Origin of the sequence: Janthinobacterium lividum (assembly GCF_011601275.1) — a bacterium.
GTDB lineage: Bacteria > Pseudomonadota > Gammaproteobacteria > Burkholderiales > Burkholderiaceae_D > Janthinobacterium > Janthinobacterium lividum_E.
Map to the genome: position 1 here is coordinate 56976 of NZ_JAAOLY010000012.1, position 19000 is coordinate 75975.

General features: G+C 66.4%; 14 protein-coding genes. 12 read left to right on the forward strand and 2 right to left on the reverse strand.

The window, feature by feature from the left end:
• The first annotated feature begins 57 nt into the window (after positions 1-57).
• Genes prsT through GYK42_RS18455 form a run of 3 tightly spaced genes read left to right on the forward strand, consistent with a single transcriptional unit; the run spans position 58 to position 6080 of the window.
• A complete protein-coding gene (gene prsT, locus GYK42_RS18445; protein ID WP_166448686.1) occupies positions 58-2841 on the forward strand; it encodes an XrtA/PEP-CTERM system TPR-repeat protein PrsT in 2784 nt (927 codons plus the stop codon).
• Between the two features lie 3 nt (positions 2842-2844).
• On the forward strand, positions 2845-5307 hold the full coding sequence (locus GYK42_RS18450; protein WP_166448687.1) for a hypothetical protein: 2463 nt from the start codon (positions 2845-2847) through the stop codon (positions 5305-5307).
• Positions 5304-6080, forward strand: a complete 777-nt coding sequence (locus GYK42_RS18455; protein ID WP_166448688.1) for a S1 family peptidase — start codon at positions 5304-5306, stop codon at positions 6078-6080. The genes GYK42_RS18450 and GYK42_RS18455 overlap by 4 nt, the downstream gene beginning before the upstream one ends.
• A 4-nt stretch (positions 6081-6084) precedes the next feature.
• On the opposite strand, the gene GYK42_RS18460 is transcribed toward GYK42_RS18455, so the two are convergent.
• Positions 6085-6831, reverse strand: coding sequence for an N-acyl amino acid synthase FeeM domain-containing protein (locus tag GYK42_RS18460; RefSeq protein WP_166448689.1), 747 nt, complete (start codon positions 6829-6831; stop codon positions 6085-6087).
• A gap of 200 nt (positions 6832-7031) precedes the next feature.
• On the reverse strand, positions 7032-7655 hold the full coding sequence (locus tag GYK42_RS18465) for an XrtA/PEP-CTERM system exopolysaccharide export protein (RefSeq protein ID WP_099408419.1): 624 nt from the start codon (positions 7653-7655) through the stop codon (positions 7032-7034).
• A 254-nt stretch (positions 7656-7909) separates the two neighbouring features.
• Between GYK42_RS18465 and GYK42_RS18470 the strand changes: the two genes are divergently transcribed.
• The 9 genes from GYK42_RS18470 to GYK42_RS18510 are packed head-to-tail and all read left to right on the forward strand — an operon-like array spanning position 7910 to position 18997.
• Positions 7910-9439: an XrtA system polysaccharide chain length determinant gene (locus GYK42_RS18470; protein WP_166448690.1), complete on the forward strand. Its 1530-nt coding sequence runs from the start codon at positions 7910-7912 to the stop codon at positions 9437-9439.
• Positions 9440-9457: 18 nt separating this feature from the next.
• Positions 9458-10291, forward strand: a complete 834-nt coding sequence (locus GYK42_RS18475; protein WP_240943659.1) for an XrtA-associated tyrosine autokinase — start codon at positions 9458-9460, stop codon at positions 10289-10291.
• The gene (locus GYK42_RS18480; RefSeq protein ID WP_166448691.1) at positions 10275-11798 is read left to right on the forward strand and encodes a TIGR03016 family PEP-CTERM system-associated outer membrane protein; all 1524 of its coding nucleotides are present in this window, start codon (positions 10275-10277) and stop codon (positions 11796-11798) included. The genes GYK42_RS18475 and GYK42_RS18480 overlap by 17 nt, the downstream gene beginning before the upstream one ends.
• A gap of 10 nt (positions 11799-11808) precedes the next feature.
• On the forward strand, positions 11809-12969 hold the full coding sequence (gene wecB, locus GYK42_RS18485) for a non-hydrolyzing UDP-N-acetylglucosamine 2-epimerase (RefSeq protein ID WP_166448692.1): 1161 nt from the start codon (positions 11809-11811) through the stop codon (positions 12967-12969).
• Positions 12966-13817: an XrtA system polysaccharide deacetylase gene (locus GYK42_RS18490; protein ID WP_166448693.1), complete on the forward strand. Its 852-nt coding sequence runs from the start codon at positions 12966-12968 to the stop codon at positions 13815-13817. The genes wecB and GYK42_RS18490 overlap by 4 nt, the downstream gene beginning before the upstream one ends.
• On the forward strand, positions 13817-14908 hold the full coding sequence (locus GYK42_RS18495; protein WP_166448799.1) for a FemAB family XrtA/PEP-CTERM system-associated protein: 1092 nt from the start codon (positions 13817-13819) through the stop codon (positions 14906-14908). The genes GYK42_RS18490 and GYK42_RS18495 overlap by 1 nt, the downstream gene beginning before the upstream one ends.
• A gap of 15 nt (positions 14909-14923) precedes the next feature.
• Positions 14924-16213: a TIGR03087 family PEP-CTERM/XrtA system glycosyltransferase gene (locus GYK42_RS18500; RefSeq protein ID WP_166448694.1), complete on the forward strand. Its 1290-nt coding sequence runs from the start codon at positions 14924-14926 to the stop codon at positions 16211-16213.
• A complete protein-coding gene (gene xrtA / locus GYK42_RS18505; protein WP_166448695.1) occupies positions 16210-17793 on the forward strand; it encodes an exosortase A in 1584 nt (527 codons plus the stop codon). The genes GYK42_RS18500 and xrtA overlap by 4 nt, the downstream gene beginning before the upstream one ends.
• Complete coding sequence (locus GYK42_RS18510; protein WP_205711453.1) at positions 17783-18997, forward strand: TIGR03088 family PEP-CTERM/XrtA system glycosyltransferase; 1215 nt, start codon at positions 17783-17785, stop codon at positions 18995-18997. Before xrtA ends, GYK42_RS18510 begins: the two co-directional genes overlap by 11 nt.
• Positions 18998-19000: the final 3 nt, after the last annotated feature.

Here is a 19000-nt window from a genome sequence, read left to right on the forward strand (position 1 = left end):
CCCACCGCCCATCGCGAATCGGCTAATCATCCACGCACGCCGCTACCGGAGATTTCCATGGCCCTTTCCCTGCCCCGTCCTTTCCCTGGCCTGCCGGCCGCCGCGCTGTGCTGTGCCCTGCTGCTGCCCCTGCTGACGGCTTGCCACGGCACGCAGAGCAGCGAAAACCTGCTGGCCGACGCGCAGCAGTACCGGCAGAAAGGCGAAGCGCGGGCCGCCATCATCCAGTTGAAGAACCTGCTGCAAAAGGAACCGGACAATGCGGCCGCGCGCTTGCTGCTGGGCAGCATCTATATCGACACGGGTGAAGCGCTGTCGGCCGAGAAAGAATTGCGCAAGGCAAAATCGCTGGGCCTGGCGCCGCAGCAAGTGATGCCACTGCTGGGCAAGGCCTGGCTGATGCTGGGCCAGTTCGACAAGGTGCTGGCCGAGATCGCCGACGACGCGGCGCAGCCCGCCAGCGTGCTGGCCCTGCGCGGCGACGCCTTGCTGGCCCTGGGCCGGCAGGACGAGGCGCACGCCCTGTTTGCGCGCCTGCTGGAAGCCCATCCCGACCAGGTCGAGGCCTTGCTGGGACTGGCGCGGCTGTCGGCGCTGGACCAGCAGGTACCGGCGGCCGAACTACTGCTGGCGCAAGCCCTGAAAAGCGCGCCCGCCAACCTCGACGCCTTGCGCCTGCAGGGCGACTTGCTGCGCCTGCAAGGCAAGAACGGCGCGGCGCGGCTAGCCTATTTGCAAATCCTCAAGATCAAACCGGACAATACCCAGGCGCACATCGACTTGGCCAACCTCGACATCGTGGACAACCGCTACACGGAAGCGACGGCCCAGCTGGCCACGGCGCGCAAGTCGGCGCCCAACAGCCTGGGCCTGCTGCAGGCGCAGGCCTTGCTCGATTTTCGCCAGGGCAAGAACAAGGCGGCCTTGCAGGGCTTGCAGCTGGTGCTCAAGGCGGCGCCCGATCACATGCCGTCCATCCTGCTGGCCGGCGCCGTGCAACTGGCGCTCGGTTCGCCGCAACTGGCAGAAAGCTATCTGCGGCGCTTCCTGGCCGTGTATCCCCAGCACCTGTACGCCGTCAAGATGATGGCCTCGATCGAACTGATGCGCGGCAAGACCGACGCCGCCATCGACTTGCTGCGCCCGATGCTGGCCGCCTTCCCCGACGACGTGGAATTGCTGTCGCTGGCCGGCGAAGCCCACTTGCGCGCGCGCCAGTACGACAAGGCGACGGCGTATTTCGAAAAAGCCAGCACTCTGGCACCGGACACGGCCAGACTGCATGCGGCCTTGGGCATCAGCCGCCTGGGCATGGGCGAGAACAGCCGCGCCATCAATGAACTGGAACGCGCCAGCATGCTCGACAAGAGCACGCCACAGGCGGGCACCATGCTGGTGATGACCTTGCTGCGCAACAAGCAGAACGACAAGGCCCTGGCCAGCGTCAAGATGATGGAACAGCAGCAGAAAGGCACGAATCCCCTGCTGCTGAACCTGAAAGGCGGCGTCTACCTGGCCCTGCGCGATCTGCCCGCCGCACGCGCCAGTTTCGAGCAAGCATTGAGCATGGACCCCGTATACTTGCCCGCCCTGAACAATCTGGCGCAGATCGATCTGGCCGAGAAAAAGCCGGAGCAGGCGAAACAGCGCTTCGAGAGGGCGCTGGCGAAGGCGCCAAAAAATGCCGATCTGTGCGCGGCGCTGGCCAAGCTGGCCGCATCGCAGGGCAAGACGGACGAGGCGCGGCGCTGGCTCGAGCGGGGCCACCGCGACAATCCCGACGCCGTCGCGCCGGCCCTGCTATTAAGTAATTTTTACCTGAAGACGGGGGCGCCCGACAAGGCGCTGGAACTGGCGCGCACCTTGCAGACGGGCCATCCGGGCGACGCCGATGCCCTGGCCCTGCGCGCCCAGGTCGAGTACAGCGCCGGCCAGGCGCCGGCCGCGCTCGACAGCTACAACAAGCTGGCCAGCCTGCAAACGACGTCCGCACCCTTGCAGATGCGCATCGCCAGCCTGCACCTGGCGCTGGGCGACCATCATAACGCGCTGCAAGCCGTCAAGCGGGCGCAGGCGCTTGACCCCGCCCTGCTCGAAGCGCGCGTGGTCGAAGTGGCCCTGCTGTTGAACCTGAACCGCCAGCGCGAGGCGCTGGCCGTGGCGCGGCAAGTGCAGGAACAGCAGCCGAAGCTGGCGGCCGGCTACAAGCTCGAAGGCGACGTGCTGATGGAGCAAAAGCTGCCGCAGCAAGCCGTCAAGCTGTACCAGCACGCGTTCGACATCAGCCCCATCGGCCCCTTGCAGGTGCAGCTGTACCGCGCCTTGCAGGCCTCGGGCCAGACGCGCGAAGCCGATGCCCGCATGGCCAGCTGGCTTAAGGAGCATCCGGAAGACTTGCCGACGCGCACGTACCTGGCGGGCACTTACCTGGCGGCCAAGCAATACCGCCCCGCCATCGAGCACTTCCAGTATGTCGTCGCCAAGGACACGGGCAACGTGGTGGCGCTGAATGACCTGGCCTGGGCGTATCAGCAGGAAAAAGATCCGCGCGCACAGGCCACGGCCGAGCAGGCGCTCAAGCTGGCGCCCGACAATCCCGCCGTGCTCGACACCCTGGGCTGGATCGTGCTGCAGCAAGGCGACGTCAAGCGCGCCACGGCCCTGCTGCGCCAGGCGGCGGGACTGGCGCCGACCTCGCCCGAAGTGCAGTACCACCTGGGCGCGGCCCTGGCGAAATCAGGTGACAAGGGCGGCGCACGCAAGCAACTGGAACAACTGCTTGCCGCCAACAAGGATTTTCCACAGCGGGCCGAGGCGCAAGCCTTGCTGACCCAGCTGTAAGCCATGGCTGTGCATGCTGCCATGCCTGGCCTGGCAGCGCGGCCGCTGGCCTTGCTGGCGGGCGCGGCCTGCGTACTGGCCTTGCGCCACTATCCACTGGGTCACGGCTGGCCCGGCCTGCTGTTTGCAGCGCTGCTGCCCGCGTATTTCCTGCTGCTATGCTGGCGCCCCGCCTGCTGGCTGTTCTGCGTGCCCGCCCTGCTGCCCGTTCTTGACTTGGCACCGTGGACGGGCTGGTTCTTCCTCGAAGAAATCGACGTGCTGCTGTTGCTGACGGTGGCCTGCGGCTACTGGCGCCTGGGCGGCCCCGTCCAGAGCGCCGCAGCCACGCTCCCGCCCGCCGCCCGCGCCTGTTTGCTGCTGTGCAGCCTGGCCTGGATGGCGGCGCTGCTGCGCGGCGTGCTGCCGCTGGCGCCACTCGACCTGAATGCCTGGGATAATTATTTGAGTCCCTACAACAGCCTGCGGCTGGGCAAGGCCTGGGCCTGGAGCATGTTGCTGCTGCCGCTGCTGCTGCGCGACGGGAATGCTTCCGCCCTGCGCCGCTACGCGCTGCCGGGCATGCTGGCCGGACTGGCCATGGTGTCGCTGTTCGCGCTGTGGGAACGGGCCGTGTTTCCCGGCCTGACGAACCTGTCGAGCGACTACCGCATCACCGCGCCGTTTTCCGCCATGCACACGGGCGGTGCCGCGCTCGACGGCTACTTGGCCCTGAGCCTGCCGTTTGCCGCACTGTGGCTGGCGCGCGCCAGCAGTCGCTGGCAGGCGGTGCTGGCCATGCTGCTGCTGGCCCTGGCCCTGCACGCGGCGTTTACCACTTTTTCACGCGGCCTGTATGGGGCCCTGGCGGCGGCCATGCTGCTGGCCTTGTGGCAGACCCTGCGCACGGCGCCCGGCGCGGCGCGGCGTTCGCCTGACCGCCCGCTCGTGCCCGGTGTGCTGCTGCGGCTGCTGCTGGCTGGCCTTGGCACCGTCCTGCTCGTATACATGTTCAGCCTGGCCGGCTACCGGGGCTTGCTCACCGCCGTCGTCCTGCTCGCGGCCAGCTTCGTGCTGGCCGCGCGGCCCTTGCCGTGGCGCCTGGCGCCGGCCAGCCTGCTGTGTGCTCTGTGCCTGCAGGGCTTGCTGGCCGCCTGGTGGCCGGAGCCGGCCGGCCAGCAAACGGCCGGCTGGCTGAAAGGCCCGTACTTCCTGTTCCTGCTGGCGGCCGTGCTGCTGACGGCCGTGCTGTGGCCCGGTGCTGGTGCCGCCAAAGGGCCTGTCAGACTGGGCCTGGCGATGATGGCGTGGACCATGCTGGCGTGCAATCTGGCCTGGATAGGCTGGCACTGGGCCGGGCCGCCCGCCCTGCTGCCGGCCGGCCTCGTCGTCCTGCTGGCCATGCTGATGCTGTGCAACGGACGCTTGCGCCCGCCGCTGTGGCGGCTGGACCGGGCCAGCCTGAGCATCGCGGGCGCGGCCGGCATCCTGCTGCTGCTGGCCATCCCCGTGTCGGCCAGCTATTACGCCACCGAACGTTTCGCCACCACGGCCTTCGACATGCAAGGCCGCTTGCGCCATTGGCGGCAAGCGCTGACCATGCAGCCGTCCGACTTGGCCAGCCGTCTGTTCGGCACGGGTAGCGGCAGCTTTCCCGCTACTTATTACTGGCACAATCCCCAGCGCGAGGTGCCGGCCAGCATCGCGTATGCCGAGGAAGGGGGAAACCGGTACGTGCGCCTGGCCAGCCCCGGCTACAGCGCCGGCTATGGCGAACTGCTGCGGCTGCTGCAACGCCTGCCCGTGCAGCCCGACACGCGCTACACCCTGGCGCTCGACGTGCGACGAAGCGGCCCCATGCCCGTACTGCAGGTGCGCCTGTGCCAGCGGCAGCTGCTGTATGCCCAGGGCTGCGTGAATGTGCCGCTGCGCCTGCGGCCTGTGCCGCCTGGCATGCAGCCCGGCGGGTGGCAACACTACGAAGTACCGTTCGACAGCGCATGGCTGGGCGGGAGAGCCTGGCTGCTGCGTCCGCCCGTGCAGCTGGAACTGGCGGCCAGCGGCACGGCCACCTCTTCCGTGCTCGAGGTCGACAACCTGAGCTTGCGCACCCCGGGCGGCGAGGAATTGATCGCCAACGGGAACTTTACGCAAGCCAATAATTACTGGTTTTTCAGCAGCGACCACCATCATTTGCCGTGGCATATCAAGAGCATGGCCTTGCATTTGCTGATCGAAACAGGCTGGTGCGGCGCCCTGTCCATGCTGGCCCTGCTGGTTCTGGCTGGCACGCGCCTGCTGCGCCAGGCCGCGCGCGGCGATTCCGGCGCGCTGGCTGGCGCCGCCGCCCTGCTGGGTTTTCTCGTCGTCGGCCTGTTCGACAGCCTGCTCGACGTGCCGCGCATCGCCCTGCTGTGCTATCTGATGCTGCTGTGCGCGCTGCTGCAGCCCGTGCCACCTCCTCACGTTGAAAGTGCGCCGCCATGAAAGCCCTGCCATTGACATGCTTTTCCGCCCTCTTGTTTTGCCTTGCCCTGGCCAGTGCGCCATGCCGCGCCGATGCTCCGCTGGCGCAAACCATCGCGCGCATCAAACCATCGATCGTCGGCGTGGGCAGCCTGCAAAAGACGCGCACGCCGCCGATGAATTTCATCGGCACGGGCTTCGTCGCCGGCGATGGCTTGAGCGTGCTCACTTGCGCCCATGTGATCCAGAAACTGCTCGACGCCAATCCGAACGAAGTCATCGGCATACTCACGGGCCAGGGCGAGGCAGCGCAATTTCGCCCCGCCAAGGTCCAGGCGCTGGACACGGAACACGACCTGGCCTTGCTGCGCCTGGCGGGTGTGCCCCTGCCTGCCATGGCGCTGGGCGACGCGGCCACGGTGCGCGAAGGCCAGGCCATGGCCTTTACGGGGTTTCCGCTAGGTACCTTGCTGGGCTTGCACCACGTGACCCACCGCGCCATCGTGTCATCGCTGACGCCGGTGGTCATGCCCAGCGAAAACGCGCAGCGCCTCGACGTCCGGCGCCTGGCGCAGCTACAAAAAGCGCCTTACACCGTGTTCCAGCTGGACGCGACGGCGTATCCAGGCAGCAGCGGCAGCCCCTTGTTCGATCCCGAGACCGGTCTCGTCTACGGCATCGTCAACATGGTGTACGTCAAAGGCCTCAAGGAGGCGGCCATCAGCGCGCCGAGCGGCATCACTTACGCGATTCCGGGCGGCTACATGCAGGCGATCTTGCTGAAAAATAAATGAATAATCAGTTGCGCCCCTGCCTCAGCCGGTCGGTAATACCGGGCTCATCCCATGTCGGAAAAAAAAAGGGGTAAAACGACCGTTCACCCCCATGCTGTTCCATCAGGCCGCCGTATTTGCGGATCTGGGCCCCCATGTAATCGAGATCCAGCCGTAGCAGCACGGCTGGCGCCCCCACGCGCGTGCACTCGCGCTCGCCGCCGAAGTCCTGGAAACCCAGCATGCGCTTGTAAAACGCCACGTGGCGCGGGTTGACTTCAATCACGTAATCCGTAAAGCCGTGAATATTGTGGGCATAGATATAAGAGATATGAATCAGCGCCGCAAACACGCGCTTGCTCACTCCCTTGTCGATGGCCAGGCGCGACGGTTCGCACAGGCGCCGCCCCTGCTCGCGCAGGACGTCGAGCTTGTCGCGGAAGTTTTCATCGGCGGGCAAGCCCGTCTCGTCATTATCGAGGCACAAGGTCATGGTGCCGACGGTGGTGCCGGCCGTTTCCGCAAACAGTGTGATTTTATTGAGCGCATGGGTCGTGCCGGGATCGACGGCATAGCCGCGCCAGCCGTACATCTTGCGGATCAGCAAGCTGGCCGCTTCACGCCGGCCACGCGAATTGGCCATGCGGATATGAAAGCGCTGCAGGTCGAGCTCATGCTCCATGGCCGGGTCGATCTGCCCCTCGCCCACCACCAGGTCGCTGAAAGTACCAGGCGTGTCGAAGGAAATTATGGGTTCATCTTCAAAGCTCATCTTGTCCTCACGTTCATCGGCAGCCGTCGAGACGGACTGAAGCCAATGCCTTGTGACAAGAGAAAAACGGGAGAAGTTCCCAGCAATAGCTAAAAAAACAGAAGAAATTTACATTAGGATAGCAAAATAACACGATGAAATTTGTCTATAAGTACAAAATGGTAAATATAATTACTGTTTTGATATTGCCGAGGCCGTTATTAAAAGAAGCTCTCCGGGATCAGTAAGACGTCGCCTGGCCGCATCATGACATTGGCGGAAATATCGCCCTCCTTCAATAAATCGTCGAGCCGCACCGCCAGCTGCTGCTGGTTGCCTTCGCGCATGCGGATGATGCTGGCTTTGTTGCCGGCCGCGAAGTCGGTGATGCCCCCCACGGCGATGAGTACGTCCATCAGCGACATGCCCTGCCGGTACGGCAGCGCCTGCGGCTTGGCCGCCTCGCCGATCACCCGGATCTGCTCGCCATATGGCCCCGAGAAATTGGTGACGATGACCGTCACCACGGGCTGCTGGATGAACTTGCTCAAGGCTTGCTCGATGTCGCGCGCCAGCTGGGTCGACGTCTTGCCGCTGGCGGCCAGATCCTCGACCAGCGGCGTGGTGATCTTGCCGTCCGGCCGCACGGCCACCGTCAGCGACACTTCCGGATTGCGCCAGACGATGATGTTGACGGAGTCGCCCGGACCGATCAGGTAATCGTGCATGGGGGCGCTGTCGTCGGAAGGCGCCAGCGGATAGCGGGTGCGGCAGGCGCCCAGCAGGCTGGCGGCGCCGGCCAGGACCAGCGTGTTGCAGAGAAATACACGGCGAAATGGATTCATGCGGAGCCTCTTCGAGTCGATGCGCGTCCATGGGCAGCCCCGCAGAACCAGCCTGGGCCGCGAACTTCCTATGATTATTAAAACCCGGCAAGTGAACCTTGAGACGTATCAAGAAGCAATCATCTTGGGAAATCTTGCTCCGCAGCCGCCCTATACTTTGCTTACTCAACAAGCAACTATTTTTTGCAAGACGTCGTCGTGATCCGCGCCGCCAGCCCATCTACCGTGCAGCACCGCCATCTGAAGGAAGCGACATGGAAGAATTGATACAGCAACTGCTTTCCGGCTTGAAAGGCATCTGGAAGTACCGCTGGCATGCCGTGCTGGTAGCGTGGCTGGTGGCCATCGGCGGCTTCATCAAGGTAATCACCCTGCCCGATGACTACCAGACGTCGGCGCGCGTGTTTGTCGATACGCAAACCATCCTCAAGCCGCTGATGGCCGGCATGACCAGCGTGCCGAACACGGAACAGCAGGTGGCCATCATGAGCCGCACCCTGCTCAGCCGCCCGAACGTGGAGCGGGTCATGCGCATGGTCGACCTCGACCTGGACTCGAAGACCGTGCGCGAGCACGAGGCCCAGCTGGACGAGTTGATGAGCCGCATCAAGATCACGGGCACCAATGCCTATGACATCTACACCATCAGCTACAGCGGACGCGATCCCAAGCTCGTGCGCGACGTCGTGCAAAGCCTGCTGACCATCTTTGTCGAAGGCAGTTTCCAGGGCAAAAAAGGCGATTCGCAGAAGGCAGTGCAATTCATCGACGAGCAGATCAAGAATTACGAGGACAAGCTGAGCGCGGCGGAAAACCTGGTCAAGGAATTCAAGATCCGCAACAACCTGCTGCTGCCACGCCAGGGCATCGATTATGGCAGCCAGTTGCAGCTGTCGTCCGATAGCCTGAACAATGCCAAGCTGGAACTGGTCGAGGCGGAACAGGCGCGCAAGGCCATCCAGAGCCAGATCGAGGGCGACGAGCCCGTGCTCGACATGGAGCCGAATGCGGCGTCCATCACGAATCCCGAACTCGACGAACGCATCGCCTCGCTCAACAAGAACCTCGACAACCTGCGCATGCAATTTACGGAATTGCACCCCGATATCATCGCCTCGAAGCGCCTGGTGGCCCAGCTGGAAGAGCGCAAGATCGAGGAAAGCAAGCTGAAAACGGCGTCCGGCGACCCGGGCAAGAACTACAGCCCCATGCTGCAGCAGCTGAAGGTGGCGCTGACGGACGCGGACGCCAAGGTGGCCGCCATCCGCGCCCGCGTGCAGGAATACACGGCGCGCAACGAACGGCTGCTGGCGCAGAGCAATGCCGTACCCGAGGTGGAATCGCAGCTGGCGCAGCTCAACCGCGACTACATCATCAACAAGGAAAACTATGAAAAGCTGATCGGCCGGCGCGAAGCGGCCAAGCTGTCGGGCGAACTCAGTTCCACCACCGAAATGATGGCCTTCAAGATCATCGACCCGCCCACGGTGCAATATGCGCCCGTCGGCCCGAACCGCCCGCTGCTGTTCAGTGCGGCGCTGGGCGCGGCCCTGGTGGCCGGCGTCGCCACGGCCCTGCTGATCAGCCAGGTGCGCCCCACCTTCCTCAGCCCCTCGGAACTGCGCGACGCGACGGGCTTGAACGTGCTGGGCACGGTATCGATGAACTGGACGCCGCTGCAGCAGGTACGCCGCCGCCGCGCCCGCTATGGCTTTGGCGCCTGCCTGGGCAGCCTGTTCGTCCTGTACGGCGGGGTCATGACGGCTGCGCTGCTGAAATTCTAGAGCCACCAAGGAGCGAAGATGAGCAGCAAGGACAGCGGCAAGCAGGAACCCATGATCCTCGGCGTGGCCGAGGCCGGCGTGCCTTACAAGGTGAACGGTACGGATGGCGCGGACGCGGCCCGGTCGCCCCGCTACCGCGCCCTGAACCTGGACCGGCTGGCGGAGCAAGGCATGCTCACGCACGATGGCGGGCGCAGCGCGGTGGCCGAGGATTTCCGCATCATCAAGCGCCCGCTGCTGCGCCAGGCGCGCGCCAGCGGCAGCGACGCCATCCGTCATGGCAACCTGATCGTCGTCACCAGCGCCATGCCGGGCGAAGGCAAGACCTACTGCGCCGTCAACCTGGCCATGAGCATCGCCATGGAAATGGACATGACGGTGCTGCTGATCGATGCCGACGTGGCGCGCCCGTCCGTGCTGAAGGTACTGGGCCTGCCGCCGGAACCGGGGCTGATGGACGTGCTGCTCGACCCGCAACTGGCCATGGCCGACGTGATCCTGAAAACCAATGTGGCCAATCTGAGCATCCTGCCCGCCGGGCGCAGCAACAAGCACGCGACGGAATTGCTGGCCAGCCGGGCCATGAGCCGGCTGCTGGCCGAAATCGCCAGCCGCTATGGCGACCGCATCGTCGTCTTCGATTCGCCGCCCCTGCTGATCACCAGCGAAGCACACGCGCTGGTGGGACAGATGGGACAAGTGGTGATGGTGGTCGAGGCGGAAACGACGACACAGCACGCCGTCAAGGAGGCGCTGCGCCAGATCGAGTCATGCGAACACATTCATTTGATCTACAACAAGACCAAATCGTTCCCCGGCAACGACTACTACGGTTATGGCTATTACGATTAGCCGCCGCGCGCCGCTACCGCTGCTGCTGTCCCTGCTGCTGCCCGCGCCGGCGGGCGCGGTCGACTGGCTGGTGAAACCGTCGCTGCGCCTGCGCGAAAGCTATACGGACAACGCCTTGCGCGCGCCGCCCGGCCAGGCGCAATCGGACTTCATCACGGAAATCGCGCCCGCCATCGCCCTCATCGGCACGGGGCCCCGCCTGCGCGTGCACCTCGACTACAGCTGGCATAAATACCTGTCGGGACAGCGCGCCGATACGGACAACCACGAACTGCACGCCTCGGCCGACGCCGAACTGGTCAAGGACTGGTTCTTCATCGATGCGGACGCCAGCGTAAGCCGGCGCAACATCTCACCGTTCGGCCCGCAGCTGATCGACGACCTGCCCGACACGGACAATACCAGCACCGTGCGCACCACGGGCATCAGCCCCTACCTGCGCCACCGTTTCCACGGCCTGGCCACGGCCGAGCTGCGCTACACGCGCAACACGGTCGATAGCGGCGGCGACCTGCTGTCCGTACACAGCGATGAAATGGAATTGCTGCTCAGCGGCGAGCCGCGCGGCAACGGCTGGACCTGGAACGCCAGCCACGACGTACGCCGCACCCAGGACAGCAAGCTGGCGCCCGTGCGCATGCAGCGCAGCAGCGTGGGCCTGCGCTATCCGTTCAGCAGCAAATGGTCGGCCACGGCCAGCGGCGGCATGGAAAAGGAAGGTTATATCTCTACCAGCGGCAAGGCGCCCGAGGGCCGCTTCTGGTCGCTGGGCGGCGTGTGGACGCCGTCGCCGCGCACCAGCGTCGCCTTCAGCACGGGCAAGCGCTTTTTTGGCACCACCTACAGTCTGGACGCCAATTTCCTGCAGCGTCATACCAACTGGCAACTGAACTACAGCGAAAACATCACCACCATGCCGACGCAGTTTTCGCGCCTGGGAAACCGCGACGCGGGCCAGTTGCTTGATCAATTGTGGCGCGGCATCTTTCCCAACGCGCGCGACCGGCGCCTGCGCATCGATGCCTTCCTGCGCTATGCCAACAGCCTGGGGCCGGAACGGGGCGCCATCAATTACTTCAGCCACCGCTATTTCCTGCAAAAGCAGCTGAAGCTGACGATGGCGCGCGCCACGGCGAAAAGCACGATGATCGCCGGCATCACGGCCGTCGACCGCACGGCGCAGACGGCCAGCGGCATCGACAGCGGCTTGCTGCCCGGCGTGGAATTCGGCAGCGAAGACCGCACGCGCCAGATCGGCGGCAACCTGGGCTGGAGCTGGCAAGCCAGTTCGCGCACCAGCGTGAATGTCAATGCCGGCTACGCCAGCGTGCGCTCGCTGACCGTGCCCCGACGCGACAACAACATCACCGTGACGGCGGGTTACACCCGTATCCTGCAGCAGAACATGACGGCCAGCATCGACGTGCGGCATACGCGGCACGCCAGCAACCGGGGCGGCGACTACCGCGAAAACGGCGTCAGCGCCACGCTCACCATGCAATTCTAAGGAGCCCGCAATGTCCGACCCGTCTCTTGCGACCGCCGCGCCGGCGCACCTGCTGTGCGTGGTGGCCGCGCGCCCCAATCTGATGAAGATGGCGCCCATTCTGGCTGCCCTGGCGCGACAGGCGCCCGCCATCCGCGTGACCTTGCTGCATACGGGCCAGCATTACGACACGGCCATGAATGGGCAATTGTTTACGGACCTGTACCTGCGCCCGCCCGACATCGCCCTCGACGTCGGCTCCGGCAGCCACGCGCAGCAGACGGCCGAGATCATGCGCCGCTTTGACGCCGTGCTCGACGCGCATCCGCCGCTGGCGCCCGATGCCGTGCTGGTGGTGGGCGACGTCAATTCCACCCTCGCTTGCGCGCTGGTGGCGGCCAAGCGCGGCACGCCCGTGATCCATGTCGAGGCGGGCCTGCGCAGCGGCGACCGTCGCATGCCCGAGGAAATCAACCGCGTGCTGACGGATCAATTGTCCGATCTGCTGCTCACCAGCGAAGAAAGCGCGCGCGCCAACCTGCTGCGCGAAGGCATCGCCCCCGAACGCATCCATTTCACGGGCAACGTCATGATCGACAGCCTGCGGCAGCAGCTGCCGCGCGCAGCCAAGCCCGCCGCCACCCTGCGCGCGCACGGCCACGCCTGCCCGCCCGCGTATGGACTGTTGACCTTGCACCGTCCCTCGAACGTCGATGATCCGGCGCAGCTGGAAGCGCTGCTGCAGGCGCTGGGGCAACTGTCAGCCCGCCTGCCGCTGCTGTTTCCCATTCACCCGCGTACCCTGGCCAGCCTGCGCCTGGCGGGCCTGGAACCCTTGCTGGCGCGGCACGCCATCGTCCGCCTGCCGCCGCTGGGCTACCTGGAAATGCTAGGCCTGATGCAGGAGGCGCGCCTGGTGCTGACGGATTCGGGCGGCATCCAGGAAGAAAGCACGGCGCTGGGCGTGCCCTGCCTGACCCTGCGCGCCAACACGGAGCGCCCCGTCACCGTGACCGATGGCACGAATACCCTGGCCGGCACGGACCCGGCCGCTATCCTGGAGATGGCCGGCACCATCCTGGACACGGGCGGCAAGCGTGGCCGCATTCCGCCCCTGTGGGATGGGCGCGCGGCCGCGCGCATCGCGGCCGTCATCGCGCCCTGGCTGGCGGCGCGCCGGGGACAACCATGACGCCGCCTGTGGTCTTGCTCAATGCGCTCACCATCGATGTGGAAGACTATTTCCAGGTGTCCGCCTTCGCGCCGCACATCGCGCGCGCCGACTGGTCCCGCCTCGAATGCCGGGTCGAGGCGAACATCGAGCGCATCCTGCTGCTGCTCGACAGCCGCGGCATCCACGCCACCTTTTTTACCCTGGGCTGGATCGCCGAACGCTATCCGGCCATGCTGCGCCGCGTGGCAGACGCCGGACACGAAGTGGCCAGCCACGGCTATGCGCACCTGCGCGCCAGCGAGCAGTCGGCCGCGCAGTTCGCCGACGATGTGCGCCGCAGCAAGGCCATTCTCGAGCAAATAACGGGGCTGGCCGTGCGCGGCTACCGGGCGCCCAGCTTTTCCATCGGCGCGGCCAACCTGTGGGCCTTCGACGTGCTGCAGGAAGCCGGCTACCGCTACAGTTCCAGCATCTACCCGATCCGTCACGACCATTACGGCATGCCCGATGCGCCGCGCTTCGGCTGGCGCCCGCGCGGCCCGCGCGGCGTGCTGGAACTGCCCGTCAGCACCGTGCGCCTGCGCGGGCGCAACCTGCCGGCCGGCGGCGGCGGTTATTTCAGATTGATGCCGTATGCACTGTCGCGCTGGCTTTTGCGACGCATCAATTCGCGCGACGGGCAAGCTGGCATATTCTATTTTCATCCTTGGGAACTCGATCCCGGTCAGCCGCGCCCGCCAGGCCTCAGCGCCAGGACGCGCTTTCGCCACTACCTGAACCTGGGGCGCATGGAAGCACGGCTGGGGCGCCTGACCCGCGACTTTGCCTGGGACCGCATGGACCGTATTTTTCTGGAAAGCACATGATGCACGAGGCCAGCCTTGCTCCCGTTCCTGCACAGTCCAGCATCGCCATCGCCGTGCGGTCCCTGCAGGGGCACGAGCATGCGCGCTGGGATGCCTTTGTCGACACGTGCCCGGAGGCGACCTTTTTTCACCGGGCCGGCTGGCAAACCATCATGGAGCAAGGTTTTCAGCACGACAGCTATTTCCTGTACGCGGAACAGGAAGGACGCATCGCCGGCGTGCTGCCGCTGGCCCATTTGCGCAGCCGCCTGTTCGGTTCTTCCCTCGTCTCGCTGCCGTTTTGCGTCTACGGCGGCATCGCCGGCGGCGGCGCGGCCGTGCGCCAGGCGCTCGACAGCGCCGCGCTGGCGCTGGCCCGGCGCCTCGGCGTGGGGCATCTGGAATACCGCTGGCGCGAAGTGCACGAAAATGCGCAAGAAAACGCGGATGCATCCTGGCTGCACCAGCCACTGTACGCCACCTTCCGCAGGCCTTTAAGCCCCGATGCCGAACAGAATCTGCTGGCCATTCCCCGCAAGCAGCGCGCTGTCGTGCGCAAGGCCATGGCGGCCGGCCTGCACAGCGCCATCGATTATGACATCGACCGTTTCTACCCGATCTATGCGGCCAGCGTGCACCGGCTGGGCACGCCCGTCTTCGCGCGCCGCCATTTTGCCCTGCTGCGCGCGGTCTTCGGCGACGCCTGCGACATCCTCACCGTGTATCACGGCCAGCAGGCGCAAGCGAGCGTGCTGCTGTTCTATTTCCGCGGGGAAGTGCTGCCCTATTACGGCGGCGGCAACGTCCTGGCGCGCAGCACGGGCGCCAACGACTTCATGTACTGGGAAGCGATGCGCCGCGCCTGCGCGCGCGGCTACCGCCTGTTCGATTTCGGCCGCAGCAAGCTGGGGACCGGCGCCTGGGATTTCAAGAAGAACTGGGGTTTTACGCCGCAGCCGCTGCCCTATGCCTACCAGCTCGTGCGCGCCAAGGCTTTGCCACTAGTCAATCCGCTGAATCCGAAATACGCGCTGTTCATCCGCGCCTGGCGCCGCCTGCCGCTGCCGCTGGCCAACCTGCTGGGGCCGCACATCGTGCGGCAACTGGGTTAAGCAAGGAGACTCACCATGCGCGAACTGCTCTTCCTCGTCCACCGTCTGCCGTATCCGCCCAACAAGGGCGACAAGATACGCTCGTGGCACATGCTGCAATATCTGAGCCGGCATTTCCGCGTGCACCTGGGCTGCTTCATCGACGATGACGACGACTGGCAGCACGCGAAAACCGTGGCCGCCCTGTGCGCCAGCACGCGCTTCATCGACTTGCGGCGCGGCCCGGCCCGCTGGCGCGCCCTGCAGGCGCTGCTGTCGAGGCAAGCCATGAGCGTGCAGTACTACCGCGATGCACGGCTGCTGCAATGGGTCGACGGCTTGTTATCGGGCGACAAGGTGCGTCACGCGCTGGCCTTCTCGGGCCCCATGGCGCAATACATCGATGGCAGCAAGGGCCGCGGCCTGCACCGCGTGATCGATTTCGTCGATGTCGATTCCGACAAGTGGCGCCAATACAGCGACAGCAAGCCCTGGCCCATGTCGCTGCTGTACCGGCGCGAAGCGCAGCTGCTGCTGCAGTACGAGCGCCATATCGCCCAGCAGTTCACGGCCGCCAGCTTCGTCTCGCCGGCCGAGGCGGCCCTGTTCCGCCAGTGCGCCCCGATGGCTAGGCGTAAGACCGGATACGTCAACAATGGCGTCGACACTGCTTATTTCACGCCCGTGCCGGCCCAGCCCGGCGTGTATCCACCGGGCGTGCAGGCGCTGGTGTTCACGGGCGCCATGGATTACTGGCCGAACGTCGACGCCGTGCAATGGTTCGTGCGCCACGTCTGGCCAGCCCTGCGGCGCCAGTTTCCCCAGCTGCAGTTCTATATCGTCGGCAGCGCGCCCGTGCCCGCCGTGACGGCGCTGGCCAGGATGCCTGGCGTGGTGGTGACGGGCAAGGTGCCCGATATCCGGCCCTACCTGGCTGGCGCAGCGCTGGCCGTGGCACCGCTGCGCATCGCCCGCGGCGTGCAAAACAAGGTGCTCGAAGCGATGGCGATGGGCAAGATCGTGCTGGCCACGCCGCAGGCGCTCGAAGGCATCGCCGCCCAGCCGGGCCTGGAACTGCTGCTGGCGCGCGACGACGCCGAATTCATCCACCATGCGGCGCGCGTGCTGCGCAATGTCCAGAATGGTGCGGCCGAAGGCAGCGGCGCGGCCATCGGCGCGGCGGCGCGCCAGCTGGTCCTGCAGGAATACGACTGGGAACGCAACTTGCGCGGACTGGGCGCCATGCTGGGTCTGCCTGCCGAGGCCGATGTGGCGGTCAGCGGCGCCGCCACGCCCTTGCAGCCGGTGCGGGAGCCGTCCACATGAGCTTGCAGCTCGACCCGGTGGCCCGTTTGCCCGAGGCGGCCGTCTTGCCGCAGGACCGGCGCCAGGCCGCGCTGGCGGCCTTGCTGCTGTCCCTGGCCGCCGTCATGCTGCTGTACCACGCCACTTTCTGGTCGATGGTGGAACTGTGGGCCCGCTCGCAAACCTTCGCGCACGGCTTCCTGATCGTACCCATCAGTTGCTGGCTGGCATGGCGCCAGCGCGCCCGCCTGGCCGCGCTGACGCCCCGGCCTTCACGGCAGGGCTTGCTGCTGCTGGGCGCGCTGGGCCTCGCATGGCTGCTGGCCGACGCCGCCAACGTGCCCGTGGTGGAACAGTATGCGGCCACGGCCATGCTGCCCGCCTGCGTGCTGGCCATCCTCGGCTGGCCGGCCGTGCGCCTGCTGGCTTTTCCGCTGGCCTATCTGTTTCTCGCCGTGCCGTTTGGCGAAGTGTTCCTCGACCCGCTGATCGACTTCACGGCCGCCTTTACCGTCACCGCGCTGCAATGGTCGGGCGTGCCCGTGTTTCGCGATGGCAGCAATTTTTCACTGCCCACCGGCAACTGGTCGGTGGTGGAAGCGTGCAGCGGCTTGCGCTACCTGATCGCCGCGCTGGCCCTGGGCGCCTTGTTCGCGCACGTCAACTGTCACAGTACGCGGCGGCGCCTGGCGGTCATGGCCGCCGCCCTGCTCGTGCCCATCCTCGCCAATGGCGTTCGCGCCTACCTGATCGTGATGCTGGGCCACCTGAGCGACATGCGCTTGGCCGTGGGCGTCGATCACCTGATCTATGGCTGGCTGTTCTTCGGCCTGGTGGCGCTGCTGCTGTTCTGGTTGGCCGCGCGCTGGCGCGAATTGCCGCCGCCACGCACCGCGCCGCCCGCTCAGCCCATACGCCTGAGCGCCACCAGCGCGGCCAGCCCGCGCGCCGTCGTGCACGCCGGCATCGCCTGCCTGCTGCTGGCGGCCGTGTGGCCGGCACTGGCCCTGGCCAGCCACCGCGACGACGGCCCAGCGGCAACAGGGTCCCCCACCGTGTTGGCCTTGGCCGATCCGGCCGGATGGCACCGCCTGCAAGACGCGGTAGCCGCGTGGCAAGCGCCATATGCGGGCGCGCCCGCGCGATTTGCCGGCACGTACGCGCGCCGGGAAGGCGACGGCGCGCCGGTGGGCCTGCAATTGCACTGGTATGCGCGCCAGGCGCGCGATGCCGAACTGCTGACGCACCAAGCCATGCCATATGGCCCCCACTGGATGCCGCTGGCGCAGCGCGTGCAAGACGTCAACCTGGCCAGCGGCGAGCTGGCCGTGCGCGAAAGCGTGCTGGCGCAAGGGGGCGAACGCCTGCTGGTATGGCGCGTCTACCGCCAGGGCGGCATCGTCACGGCCCGGCCCATGCTGGTGAAACTGCTGCTGGCGCAAGCCAAGCTGCTGGGCAGGCGCCAGGATGGCGCCGACATCCTTGTCTTTGCCGCCTACGACGAGCTGGCGCCGCCGCCGCGCGCGCGCCTGCAAGCCTTTCTGCGGGCGGCCTTGCCCGTCATCGAACAACGCTTGCAGGAGCTGCCGCATGGCCCTTGACTTCGATACCGGCGGCACGCGGCAGGCTGATGCGACGGTCGGCGCCGCCCCCCTGATCGTGCACGTGATCCACCAGCTCGACGTGGGCGGGCTGGAAAACGGCCTGGTCAACCTGATCAACCATTTGCCGCCCGAGCGCTACCGGCACGCCATCGTCTGCATGAAAAACGCCACCGCGTTCCGCCAGCGCCTGACTGCCCCTGGCGTCGACGTGATCAGCCTGGACAAGCGCGAAGGCAAGGACTGGCGTCACTACCTGCGCCTGTACCGCGTGCTGAAACAACTGCAGCCGGCACTCGTGCATACCCGCAACCTGGGCTGCCTCGAAGCGCAGTTGCTGGCCTGGCTGGCCGGCGTGCGCCTGCGCGTGCATGGCGAACACGGGCGCGACATGAGCGACTTGCACGGCACCCGCCGCAAATACCGGCTGCTGCGCAAATTGATGCTGCCGCTGGTGCAGCACTTCATCGCCGTCAGCGCCGACCTGGGCCACTGGCTGGTGGACGCCATCGGCGCGGCGCCCGCGCAGGTGTCGCACATCGGCAATGGCGTCGACAGCGTGCAATTCCATCCGCGCCTGGGGCCGCCCGCCGCAGTGGGCCCGCCCGGTTTCCTGTGCAACGGCGCCTTCGTCATCGGCAGCGTGGGCCGCATGGCGGCCGTCAAGGATCACGCCTCGCTGGTGCGGGCCTTCCTGTTGCTGCTGGCCCAACCAGGCGCCCGCGCGCGCCTGCGCCTGATCATCGTCGGCGACGGGCCGTGCCGTCAGGCGTGCCTGGAGCTGCTGCAGCAGGCCGGCGTGGCCCATCTGGCCTGGCTGCCAGGCGCGCGCGACGACGTGGCGCAACTGCTGCGCGCGATGGACCTGTTCGTGCTGCCGTCCCTGGCCGAAGGCAGCTCGAACACCATCCTCGAAGCGATGGCGACGGGGCTGCCCGTCGTCGCCACGCAGGTGGGCGGCAACGCGGAACTGGTGCAGTCGGGCTGGAGCGGCACGCTGGTGCCGCCAGGTTCGCCCGAGATGCTGGCCGACGCCATGCTCGACTACTACAGCATGCCCGAGCTGGGCCCGCGTCACGGCGCGCGCGGGCGGCGCCAGGTGCTGGCCGAGCACAGCCTGCCCGCCATGGCCGGTGCCTACCTGGCCGTGTACGACCGCCTGACGAGCGCGCGCCAGCCGTCCCACCTGTCCACTTATCCCTGAAAG

Bases quoted from the DNA above. Each gene is read 5' to 3' on its own strand.
- GYK42_RS18495 (WP_166448799.1), top strand. From the start codon at position 13,817: ATGCACGAGGCCAGCCTTGCTCCCGTTCCTGCACAGTCCAGCATCGCC.
- GYK42_RS18490 (WP_166448693.1), top strand. From the start codon at position 12,966: ATGACGCCGCCTGTGGTCTTGCTCAATGCGCTCACCATCGATGTGGAA.
- wecB (WP_166448692.1), top strand. From the start codon at position 11,809: ATGTCCGACCCGTCTCTTGCGACCGCCGCGCCGGCGCACCTGCTGTGC.
- GYK42_RS18455 (WP_166448688.1), top strand. From the start codon at position 5,304: ATGAAAGCCCTGCCATTGACATGCTTTTCCGCCCTCTTGTTTTGCCTT.
- GYK42_RS18470 (WP_166448690.1), top strand. From the start codon at position 7,910: ATGGAAGAATTGATACAGCAACTGCTTTCCGGCTTGAAAGGCATCTGG.
- GYK42_RS18450 (WP_166448687.1), top strand. From the start codon at position 2,845: ATGGCTGTGCATGCTGCCATGCCTGGCCTGGCAGCGCGGCCGCTGGCC.
- prsT (WP_166448686.1), top strand. From the start codon at position 58: ATGGCCCTTTCCCTGCCCCGTCCTTTCCCTGGCCTGCCGGCCGCCGCG.
- GYK42_RS18475 (WP_240943659.1), top strand. From the start codon at position 9,458: ATGAGCAGCAAGGACAGCGGCAAGCAGGAACCCATGATCCTCGGCGTG.
- GYK42_RS18465 (WP_099408419.1), bottom strand. From the start codon at position 7,655: ATGAATCCATTTCGCCGTGTATTTCTCTGCAACACGCTGGTCCTGGCC.
- GYK42_RS18500 (WP_166448694.1), top strand. From the start codon at position 14,924: ATGCGCGAACTGCTCTTCCTCGTCCACCGTCTGCCGTATCCGCCCAAC.
- GYK42_RS18480 (WP_166448691.1), top strand. From the start codon at position 10,275: ATGGCTATTACGATTAGCCGCCGCGCGCCGCTACCGCTGCTGCTGTCC.
- GYK42_RS18510 (WP_205711453.1), top strand. From the start codon at position 17,783: ATGGCCCTTGACTTCGATACCGGCGGCACGCGGCAGGCTGATGCGACG.
- GYK42_RS18460 (WP_166448689.1), bottom strand. From the start codon at position 6,831: ATGAGCTTTGAAGATGAACCCATAATTTCCTTCGACACGCCTGGTACT.
- xrtA (WP_166448695.1), top strand. From the start codon at position 16,210: ATGAGCTTGCAGCTCGACCCGGTGGCCCGTTTGCCCGAGGCGGCCGTC.